This window comes from Nocardioides sp. CPCC 206348, from assembly GCF_048654705.1.
Taxonomy (GTDB): Bacteria; Actinomycetota; Actinomycetes; order Propionibacteriales; family Nocardioidaceae; genus Nocardioides.
Genome location: NZ_JBMCZA010000221.1, coordinates 1 through 3,028, shown reverse-complemented (window position 1 = coordinate 3,028; position 3,028 = coordinate 1). Strand labels below are relative to the sequence as shown.

The following is a 3,028-nucleotide window of genomic DNA, read 5'->3' as shown; positions in this document are numbered from 1 at the left end:
TAGGCGAACCAGTGGTGGGTGACCTCGTCGACGACGACCTCACCCTCCTCGCGGAGCAGGTGCTTGCTGATCCGGGGGTCGCCGAGGCGCGCGATGAATCCCGACACGAAACTCACCTGGGGCTCGTCACGGGCGCGGCACTAGCCGAGGGCGCCGAGGAAGTCGATGATCCCCGTAAAGGCCTGATCGGTGAGCGCCCAGACGTCGGAACCGGTGCTCTTGGCGGTCGTGGCCAGGCCGTTGGGATCGGTGAACATCCAGAAGCCGAGGAACACGATCACCACGACACCGATCAGCTTCTTGGTGTCCATGCGTGGGTGTCTCCATCCTGGTGTGGTTGTGCCCCCGAGGACACAGATCGACACATTGGTACCAAACGCCCCACCTGTCGCGCGGGAGGCGCGCCCAACTCCGGCCGTCAGCGGTCAACTGGCCGTCAGGGACAGGCGTGCTGCAACCCGTTCATCAGGGTTCCGGCCGGAGCCTGCGAACCGCGGAGCCAGGCGTCGAAGAAGGTGTCGAGGATCTCTCCCGTGCGGGCCTGGACGAACGCCTCGAACTGCGCCACCGAGGCGTTGCCGTCGTGGTGCGCGGTGACCCACAACCGCAGCACCCGCTCCATCTCGGCCGCGCCGATGCGGTTGCGCAACGCCGCGAGGACCATCGCTCCCCGGTCGTACACGGCGCTGTCGAAGATGTGCGCCGCACCGGGGTTGTCGAGCTTCAGGGTCCAGAACGACGACCTCGGCGTCTGGCAGGCATCGGCGTAGTACTCGTCGAGCCAGGCCTCCACGCTCGGGCCGCCGTGCGCGGCGTCGTACAGGACCTCGGCGTAGGTGGCGAAGCCCTCGTTGAGCCAGATGTCGCGCCACTTGCGCACCGAGACGCTGTCGCCGAACCACTGGTGGGCGACCTCGTGGACGATCACGTCCGTGTCGATCCACGAGCCGTACGTCGGCCGGGTCTGGTTCTCCAGGGCGAAACCGACGTCGAGATTGGTGACGACGCCACCGATGGACGAGAACGGGTAGGGGCCGAACTGGCCCTGGAGCCCCTCGGTGATGCCCGCCGTACGACGCAGGACGCGCAGGGCACGGCGGCGCTCACCCAACGAAAGGCGCGAGGACACGGCGTTGTAGACGGGGATCCCCGACGCGGTTCGACTGGCCTCGAACACGAAGTCACCTGCCGCCACGACGGCGAGGTAGGTCGCCATCGGGTCCGACATCCGCCAGTGGGTGACTGCGCGGGTGCCGACCACCGTCCGCGAGACGCGGACACCGTTGCTGATCACCCGCTTGGCCTTCGGCAGGGTGACGCGGATGTCGAACGTGGCCTTGTCACTGGGGTGGTCGTTGGACGGGAACCACCACGGCGCCATGTGCGGCTGGTTCATCGTGACGAACTCGTGGCGGTCCGCCAGCCAGTTGCGCTCGCCGGCGTACCCGACACGGGACGGACGGCCCCGGTAGACGACCTCGACCTTGAAGGTCTTGCCGGCACCGATCGCACTGCGCGGAACGACCTTGAGCTCGTGGTGATTGGGGCGCGTGAAGCGGGCATTCCAGCCGTTGACTCTGACCGCGCTCACCGGCAGCAACAGGTCGAGGGAGAAGCTGCTGAGCGCCCGGTTCGCGCGCAGGGTGACGACGGTGCGTCCGCGCAGGATCCGCTCACCGAAGTCGTAGGCGATCCGCACGTCGTAGTGCAGCGCGTCGGTGCCGCCGTTGCCGTCGTAGGGCCAGTACGGGTCGGATCCCCTGATCCCGCCCGGGGCCGGCGCAGTGGTCAGCGTGGACACGGTGGCCGAGGCGCCGGGGACGGTGGCCGCGGCCCCCGAGAGTCCCGGGACCAGCAGGAGCAGGAACACCACGAGAACCGTCCGCCAGCGCATCGGCCCAATGTACGTCAGCATTTATTCGGTTGATCCCACCCACCGATGTGCGTCAGCCTTGGACCTCACTCCGCGCATCCGCGGAACCCGTCGAGAGGAGCGTGACATGTCCATGACTGTTGCCGGCCTGCCCGCAGACCGAATCCCCTCGACCCACAGGAGCACCCGACGTGTTTCCGGAGAACCTCTCCACACCTGACCTCACTGCAGACCTCGACCCGCGCTTCGTCTTCGACTTCAAGGCGTACGACGACCTCGGCCCCGGCCAGCGCTGGTCCACCTGGCTCGACATCGAGCCACTGTCACGCGGACCCGAGCCACGACCCGACTGGGTCGTGACGTCCCAGGGTGCGATCGACACCGACCTCGGCATCCTCAAGACCGGCAAGGAAGCCGACGTCTTCCTGCTCGACCGGACCGACCCCCACGACCCCGCGCAGTCCGTCGTGATGGCCGCCAAGCGGTACCGCTCCCCCGAGCACCGCACCTTCCACCGCTCGGCCACCTACACCGAGGGCCGCAGCATGAAGCGGTCCCGCGACGAGCGCGCGCTCAAGCGCAAGAGCACCTTCGGTCGCGAGGTCGCGGCGGCCGAGTGGGCGATCTCCGAGTGGAGTGCCCTGCAGCGCTGCTGGGACCTCGGCCTCCCCGTGCCCTATCCGGTCCAGATCGACGGCACCGAGATCCTGATGGAGTGGATCACGGTGCCCGGGACGGACGGCGACGCGGACGACGGGCCGCAGACGGCTCCGCGCCTGGCGCAGACCCGGCCCGACCCCGTGCTGCTCGAGTCGTACTTCGAACAGCTCCGCTCGGCGATGCTGGCGCTCGTGCAGGCCGGACTCGTGCACGGCGACCTGTCGGCGTACAACATCCTCGCGGCGGGCGACCGCCTCGTGATCATCGACCTGCCGCAGCTGGTCGACCTGGTCGGCAATGCCGGCGGGTTCGACTTCCTGCAACGCGACTGCACGAACGTGTGCGGGTGGTTCGAGCGGCGCGGCCTGGCGGTCGATGCGCACGAGTTGTTCGGCGACCTGGTCGCGCACGCCTTCTGAGGGACGAACGGACCGGGCGGGGTAGCCTCCGCCCCGTGAGGAGCACCCGCGCCCGGTCCGTCGTCGTCGCGTCCCG

The 3,028-nt window shown here is 68.6% G+C and carries 3 protein-coding genes; 1 reads left to right on the top strand and 2 read right to left on the bottom strand.

Annotated features, from left to right (window positions below; translation table 11 throughout):
- Positions 1–140: 140 nt before the first annotated feature.
- Together ACOADB_RS24780 and ACOADB_RS24775 are read right to left on the bottom strand one after the other, a co-directional pair.
- On the bottom strand, positions 141–311 hold the full coding sequence (locus ACOADB_RS24780) for a hypothetical protein (RefSeq protein ID WP_378605141.1): 171 nt from the start codon (positions 309–311) through the stop codon (positions 141–143).
- Between the two features lie 125 nt (positions 312–436).
- Positions 437–1,894 (bottom strand): M1 family metallopeptidase, encoded by a 1,458-nt coding sequence (locus ACOADB_RS24775; RefSeq protein ID WP_378605138.1) that lies wholly within the window; start codon positions 1,892–1,894, stop codon positions 437–439.
- Between the two features lie 170 nt (positions 1,895–2,064).
- Between ACOADB_RS24775 and ACOADB_RS24770 the strand changes: the two genes are divergently transcribed.
- Positions 2,065–2,952 (top strand): serine protein kinase RIO, encoded by an 888-nt coding sequence (locus ACOADB_RS24770; protein ID WP_378605135.1) that lies wholly within the window; start codon positions 2,065–2,067, stop codon positions 2,950–2,952.
- Positions 2,953–3,028: the final 76 nt, after the last annotated feature.